This is a genomic window from Luteitalea sp., assembly GCF_044337415.1.
Taxonomy (GTDB): Bacteria; Acidobacteriota; Vicinamibacteria; order Vicinamibacterales; family Vicinamibacteraceae; genus Luteitalea.
This window is the reverse complement of sequence record NZ_JBIINP010000201.1, coordinates 1-6,902: the sequence shown is the minus strand read 5'-3', so window position 1 is coordinate 6,902 and position 6,902 is coordinate 1. Positions and strand designations below refer to the sequence as shown.

Here is a 6,902-nt window from a genome sequence, read left to right as displayed (position 1 = left end):
GTCCAGGCGCTCGGGCCCGTCGCGTTGAAGGCGCGCACCCGATACCAGTACTGGCGGCCACTCGACAGGCCGCCATTGGTCTCGGAGGTCCTGTTCACGTCGCGGGTGGCCACGATGGCGAACGTGACGCCATCGGCGGAGCGCTCGACGTAGAAGCCGTCTTCCTCAATCGACGTGTCCTGCCAGCGAACGACGACGGACGACGTCGGCGACGATGACGAGAGCGCCAGCGACAGCCCGGTGGGTGCCGACGGCACGCCGGTTTCCGGCGCCAACGTGACGGACACGACGTTGCTGTACGGGCCGGGCGTCGAGGCCGTGCGCGCTCGCACACGGAAGGCGTAGGTGCGGCCGCTCACCAGCTTGCTGTTGGTCCACGAGACCTTGTCGGTCGCCAGCGAGTTCACGCGGGCGAATGTGACGCCATCGGCCGACCGCTCCACTTCGTAGCCGGCGTCGTCGGGCACGTCGGTCCAGGTGAGCCTGACCGCATTTGTCGGCTCGCTGGGCGACCGCACGCCCGTCAAGACGGGCCCCGGTTCGGCCGGGGGCGGCGGGGAGGTCGGCCGCGACTCGTAGGCACCGAGATCGGGGGCCGCGCCCTGGACACGGGCCTGACCATCGCGATCGGTGTCGACGCCGTCGAGCACCAATCCCAGGTCCACGGGCAGCGACCCACCCACCAACCGGTAATCCGATGCCGACGCGTTGACGAAGGTGGTCGACGGCACGGCGCGGTTGCGGTTCGCCGACGGCGCCTCGTTGGGCAGCGTCGTCCCGAGGACGAGGCTGTTGCGGACGTCCAGGCCGCTCCATCCGGAGCTGGCCGCCTGGAACACGCGCCCGACACCGAGCCCGAAGGTGACGTGCCAGGCCTCGAGCAGGGCGATGTCGTCCTCGTAGCGGATGCCGGTGGTCACGTCGTGGATCACCACGTTGCGGAGGCGCACCCACGCGCCGCCGTTGGCGCCTGGCCCTCGCGTCCTGAAGGCGATCTCCGACTCGCTCACGGTCACGCGGTCGAGCGTGGCGTCGATCTGCTCCTTGAGATTGAAGGCCGACATGTTGTTGATGAACCCGCCACGAAAGCCACGCGCCACCGTGTCGCGCACCACGAGCCTGCCGCGCGGGGCCGCGGGATTCGTCTTGGTGTCGATGGCGTTCTCGCCCGGCACGGCGCCTGCGGCGAAGCCGTTCTGGGGCGTGGCCAGCGGCGCCAGCCAGAACGTGCTGCGCTCGACGAGGACGTCGTCCCATCCGGGCAGGCTGCGGCCCGGGTCGAGCTGAAGGCCATCACCCGAAAACGTGTGCACCCCGGTGTCGCGAATGGTCAGCCGGCGGGCGGGACCGGCCACGATGCCGTGCGCGTCCTGTCGCGCAGTGCCGTCCCACCACAGGCAGCGGTTGATCAGGCTGCCCTCGATCAGCACGTCGTCGGGCGCATCCATGTCGATGCAGTCCCGCCCACTGCGCCGGACCTCGACGTTGCGGAGCGCGAGATGATCAGCGCCGCTCGACACCCGCACCGTGTCGGTCGGTCCGTACTGGCCGTCGATGGCCAGCCCGTCGAGCACCATCCAGGGGTGCGACAGCTGGACGACCTGCCCCACGCGCGTGACGACGGCCGAGCCACGCCCGCCCGAGGCCCTCACGGTGATGGGACTGCCCTGCAGCCCGCCGCGCACCGAGGAGAGGAGCTCCGGGTAGGTGCCCGGGGCCACGATCACGGTGTCGCCCGGCTGTCGGCTCGTTACAAGTTCGTTGCCAAAATCGCTACACACTGCGGCATGCGGATACAGGATCGTACCTGCGCCAGAGCGTCTTGAATCCGGCCGGTAAATCCTTCACGTATTCATGGCGCGCCGGGGACGCCGGGCCCGTGGTCCGGCCGCGCGCCGTTGCGCCTGTACACTCCGAAGATGGGCATCAGCCACGCGGGCACGGGGGGCGAGGGGCAGGATCCCTACCTCGACAAGCTCCGCCAGTGGAGTTGGTACCTCGACCAGGCGTTCCGGGTGCCTGGCACCAACCTCCGCTTCGGGTGGGACGTGATCGTGGGCCTGATCCCTGGCCTCGGCGACCTCAGCAGCCCGGCCTTCGGGATCCTGCTTCTGCTGCAGGCCTATCGGATGCGCGTCCCGGCGCTCGTGCAGGCGCGGATGGTCATCAACGCGGTGGTGGACGCGCTGCTCGGGATCGTGCCCGGACTCGGGAACGTCGCCGACGTCTTCTGGAAGGCCAATACCTGGAACATGCGTCTGCTGGAGCGGCACGCGCGGCCAGGCGTGCCTCACTCCCGCTTCGACGTGGTCGTGGTGTGGTCGTTCGTCGCCGTGCTGGCCCTGGCCGCCCTGATCCCGATGCTCGTGCTCAGCTGGGTGGCCGTGTGGCTCTATGCCTGGCTGACCTAGGCCGCCGCTTCATTCTGAATTCTGAATTCTGAATTCCTACGCGGCCAGTGTCTGCGCGCCGTCCTCGAGCATGATCTCCAGCTCGGCCAGCACCACGTCCTTCACGCCCAGCGCCGACGCTTCAGGCGAGGCGGCCAGCACCACGCCGTCCTGCCGGTAGAGGTTCATCCCGAGCTTCGTGCACGCGTGGTTCACCAGGCGCACGATCAGGTGGACGGGGTTGGTCTCCTCCACCGAAAGGTCGTTGTGCGTCCGCGCGACATCGGCATAGAGGGGCGACAGGTTCCACTGGCGGATCAGGCGGGCGCCCTGTTCGGCGTGCAGCGAGGCGAGCAGTTCGTGCACCAGCGCCTCGGGCAGTTCGTGGGGCCACTCGCCGCGGCGACGCAGGTCGTCGAGCACCTTGAGGATGAGCAGCTTGCCGATGTCGTGGAACAGGCCGGCCATGAAGCACTCGCCCGCCTGCGAGCGATAGCCGGTGCGATCGGCGAGCCACTTCGCGCCGAAGGCCACCGCCACCGAGTGCTGCCAGAGCTGCGTGAGCAGCCGCTGCACCTGCGGGTCCTTGGCGACGAACTGGCCCTTGTTGGCGCAGGCGACGGCGAGGCTCACGAGCTGGTCGAGGCCGAGGCGGAGCACCGCCGCACGAATGGTCGACACCGAGCTGAGGCCGGCGTAGAACGCCGAGTTCGACACCCGCAACACCTGCGAGGCAATCGCCGGGTCCTGCGACAGCAGGCGCTCGAACTGCTCCGCCGAGGCGGTGCCGGAGGCCGCCAACGCCTGCACGCGGGCGGCGACGCCCGGGTACACGGGCAACTGGAGGTCGTTCCTGGCGAGTTCCTCGCCGAGGACGTCGATGAGCGAACGGCCCTGCGTCACGAAAGGCTCCCGAGCAACCGGCGGATCTCCTCGACCGGTCGCGGCTTGACGACCCGCGGCAGGTGCCGCAGGACTTCCTGGATCGACGTCAGGCCATAGGAGGCCTTGTAGAGGCCGTCCTCGATCAGGGCCACCAGGCCCGACGTCTCGATGCTGATGCGCCGGATTTCGTACGAGGTCCGGCGGTTGAGGATCGCGTCCTTCACCATCTCGTTCAGCACGAGCAGCTCGAACACGCAGATGCGACCGCGATAGCCGGTGAACCGGCAGGCCGAGCAGCCCTTGCCGAGCATGAACTGCGCGCCGCGCAGGTCCTGCGGCGTCACGCCCAGCCGGCGGATCTCGGTCGCCGAGGGCGTGTAGGGCTCGGCGCACGACGGGCACACCCGCCGCAGCAGCCGCTGCGCCATCACCGACACGACGGTGGACGAGATGAGGAACGCCTCGATGTTCATGTTCAGCAGGCGCAGCAGCCCGCCGATGGCGTCCTCGGTGTGGAACGTGGTGAGGACCTTGTGGCCCGTCAACGCCGCCTGGATGGCGGTGTCGGCGGAGAAGCGGTCGCGGATCTCGCCGAGGACGATGACGTCCGGGTCCTGCCGCACGATGTGGCGCAGCGTCTCCTCGAACGTCCGGTTGATCTTGGCGTTGATCGAGCACTGCGCGATGCCGTCGACCACGTACTCGACGGGATCCTCGGCCGTCACGATGCACGTGTCGGGCGTGTTCAGGTGATCGACGGCGCTGTAGAGCGTCGTCGTCTTGCCGGAGCCGGTCGGGCCCGTGATGATCACGACGCCGGTCGGCACGTCGAGGGCATCGCCGATGAACCGCTCGAGCATGCGCGGTCCCATCCCGATGTCCTGGATGCTGATCAGCTCGGTCTTGCGGTTGAGGAGGCGCAGCACCACCTTCTCGCCGTGGATGGTCACGTAGAAGGACGCGCGGATGTCGGCCGTGGCGCCGGTCTGCGGATCCTCGAACTTGATGCGGCCGTCCTGGTGGCGGCGCCGCTCGGCGATGTCGGCGCCCGCCATCACCTTGATGCGGCTGACGACGGCGTTGCCGAGCTCGCGATCGATGTCGCGGTGCTCCATCATCACGCCGTCGAGGCGGAACCTGACGCGCAGGCCTGCGGCGAGGGGCTCGATGTGGATGTCGCTGGTGCCCGAGGCCAGCGCCTCGCGGATGAGGTCCACCACCAGTTGCATGGCGGTGTGTTCGCTCGGGCCGTTCACCGAACGCAGGCCGCGCTCGAAGGCCGACAGGGCCTCCAGGATCAGCGAGCGACGCGCGATGGCGGGCACCACGTTGCCGCCGAACATGTGGTCGGCGGCCAGCTTGTTCGTCCCGTCGAGGGGATCGGCAAAGGCCACCGTGACGCGCCCGCCGGACTGCGACACCGGGATGAACACGCCATCCTGCGCGCGGCGCAAGTGCATGCGCGTGAGCAGGCCGCGGTCGATGTCGGCCACGCGCGGCTCCACGAGGGGCAGCCCGAACAGGTCCGACAGCACCTCGGTGAGCTTGTGCTCCGACATGACCCGGCTCTCGACCAGGATCTCGCCGAGGCGCTTGCGTCCCTGGGACGCCTGCTGCGCTGCCAGGGCGGCCCTGAGGTCGGACTCCCGGAGGTGGCCGAGGTCGATGAGCAGGTCGCCGAGCCGCATCGACTGCGGGTTGGCGCGCACCGCCTGCCGCACCTGTTCCGGCGAGACCAGTTGCAGGTCCTGCAGCACCGTGAGCAGGCTGCGCGGGGTCTCGAGCTTGGCCTGCACCCGCTGGGCGTGGCGCACGTGCGCCTCGGTGATCAGCTGCTCCTTGAGCAGCAGACCCACGACGTCGCTGGGCGGCGACGGCTGGGGCGCGAGGGCGGCCGAGGAGGGTTCGCCAGACATGCTGGCCCACTAATCGGTTCCGCCATGCCAAACGTTAGTAGACCTTAGGCATGAGCAGAATCGACACACATCAGGCGCCCGGGGGCCGCCGCCAGCCCCACCCACCGCCGGCGCAGCCCTTGTCCCTCGCTCAGCGAAGAATGTACGTGTCCACCCTCAGTCCGATGGGGAGGCGCTGGCCGGGGTCGAGTTCGACCAGCGTCTCGAGGACCTTGGTGTCGACCTTCTCGGTGGGCTCCTCGCTGCGGATGTTCTTGCGGCCGAGCATCTCGCTGATGCGGATCACGCGGCCGGTGAAGCGGCGGTCGCCATAGGCATCGGCCGTCACGTAGGCACGCTGGCCGGTGGCCAGGTGCGCGACGTCGCGCTCGTCGACGTCGGCACGCACGCGCAGGACCGAGAGGTCGGCGATCGTCACCAGGTGCCCGCCGTTGGGGCTCTCCACGGACACGCTCTCCCCTGCCCGCCGGGCGACGCGCAACACGGTGCCAGCGATTGGGGCCGTGATGGTGGTCTTGGCCAGCATCGCCTCGGCCTCGAGCACGCGGGCCCGGGCCTGCGCCACCGCGGCCCGCGCCCGGGCCCGCTCGTCGCTGCGCGCCGGCGCATCGACCACCCGAGCGCGCTCACGCGCCTCGGCCTGGCGTGCGCGGGCGATGGCCACGTCGCTGGCGGCGCGGTCGAGTTCCTCGCGCGGGATCACGTCCGCGGCGCGCACCCGCCGCTGGTGCTCGCGCTCGGCCTGCGCCAGCGCCGCGTCGGCCTGATCGACGGCGAACTGCGCCTCACGACGCTCCTCCACCCGGGCGCCATTGACCAGGCGCAGTTCCTCGGCTTCGGCCACCGCCAGCGCCGCCCGGGCAGTAGCGACCCGGGCCTCGTGGTCGGCGTGCTCGAGGGTCGCGATGAGGGCACCGGCCTCGACACGGTCGCCCTCCTCGACATGCAGCCGCGCGATGCGGCCGGACACCTCGGCGGCCACCTCCAGTTCCTCGGACACGGGCTCCACGCGCCCCTGCGCCACGATGCGCGAGACGTCGGCCGCAGGGACGTCGACCGGCGCCGGGGTGGCCGACCCGCCGTCGGCCGCCGCGGCCCGCGCCGCGCCCGCCTCGCCGCGCGACCACATCAGCCAGCCACTCCCGGCCAGCACCACCATTCCCGTCATCACCGTCGTTCTCAGCATCGTCGTCATCGTCGTTTCCACTCTTTGGAGGGGGCAGGGGCTAGGGGCTAGGGGCTCGGAACAGGCTCAGGGCTCAAGGCTCAGAGAGCATCGTGCGAAGCGTTAAGCGTCAAGCAACGCGTTCTTGCGCCGCTTCGTCGTGTTCGCGCAGGCGACCGTCCTCGATGTGCACGATGCGGTCGGCGTACGGCAACGTGCGGGGGTCGTGCGTGACCAGCACGACGGCGCGACCGCGCTGGGTCGCCACGGTGCGCAGCAGGTCCAGGACCAGTTCTCCCGACGTGTGGTCCAGCGCTGCCGTCGGCTCGTCGGCCAGCAGGATCGCGGGCTCGCCTACCAGGGCCCGGGCGATGGCGACGCGCTGCTTCTGGCCGCCGGAGAGGTCTGCCGGTCTGTGGGAGGCGCGATCGGCCATGCCGACAGAGGCAAGCGCCTCGTGCGCACGCGTCAGCGCCGCCTTCCCCGTGATGCCGCGAAGATCGAGCGCCAGGGCCACGTTCTCCACGGCCGACAGCGCCGGGAACA

At 70.0% G+C, this 6,902-nt stretch carries 6 protein-coding genes; 1 reads left to right on the top strand and 5 read right to left on the bottom strand.

What is annotated here, in order from left to right; all coding sequences use genetic code 11:
- Positions 1-1,727, bottom strand: a 1,727-nt coding sequence (locus tag ACIRDX_RS18895; protein ID WP_396626993.1) for a choice-of-anchor Q domain-containing protein, incomplete at its 3' end; no start/stop codon positions are given.
- Between the two features lie 192 nt (positions 1,728-1,919).
- Between ACIRDX_RS18895 and ACIRDX_RS18890 the strand changes: the two genes are divergently transcribed.
- The gene (locus ACIRDX_RS18890; protein WP_396626992.1) at positions 1,920-2,411 is read left to right on the top strand and encodes a DUF4112 domain-containing protein; all 492 of its coding nucleotides are present in this window, start codon (positions 1,920-1,922) and stop codon (positions 2,409-2,411) included.
- A gap of 36 nt (positions 2,412-2,447) precedes the next feature.
- On the opposite strand, the gene ACIRDX_RS18885 is transcribed toward ACIRDX_RS18890, so the two are convergent.
- The 4 genes from ACIRDX_RS18885 to ACIRDX_RS18870 form a co-directional block, all read right to left on the bottom strand.
- Positions 2,448-3,293: an HDOD domain-containing protein gene (locus ACIRDX_RS18885; protein ID WP_396626991.1), complete on the bottom strand. Its 846-nt coding sequence runs from the start codon at positions 3,291-3,293 to the stop codon at positions 2,448-2,450.
- Positions 3,290-5,191, bottom strand: coding sequence for a GspE/PulE family protein (locus ACIRDX_RS18880; RefSeq protein WP_396626990.1), 1,902 nt, complete (start codon positions 5,189-5,191; stop codon positions 3,290-3,292). Before ACIRDX_RS18880 ends, ACIRDX_RS18885 begins: the two co-directional genes overlap by 4 nt.
- 130 nt (positions 5,192-5,321) lie before the next feature.
- Positions 5,322-6,377: an HlyD family secretion protein gene (locus ACIRDX_RS18875; RefSeq protein ID WP_396626989.1), complete on the bottom strand. Its 1,056-nt coding sequence runs from the start codon at positions 6,375-6,377 to the stop codon at positions 5,322-5,324.
- A gap of 109 nt (positions 6,378-6,486) precedes the next feature.
- On the bottom strand, positions 6,487-6,902 hold a 416-nt coding region (locus ACIRDX_RS18870), incomplete at its 5' end, for an ABC transporter ATP-binding protein (RefSeq protein WP_396626988.1).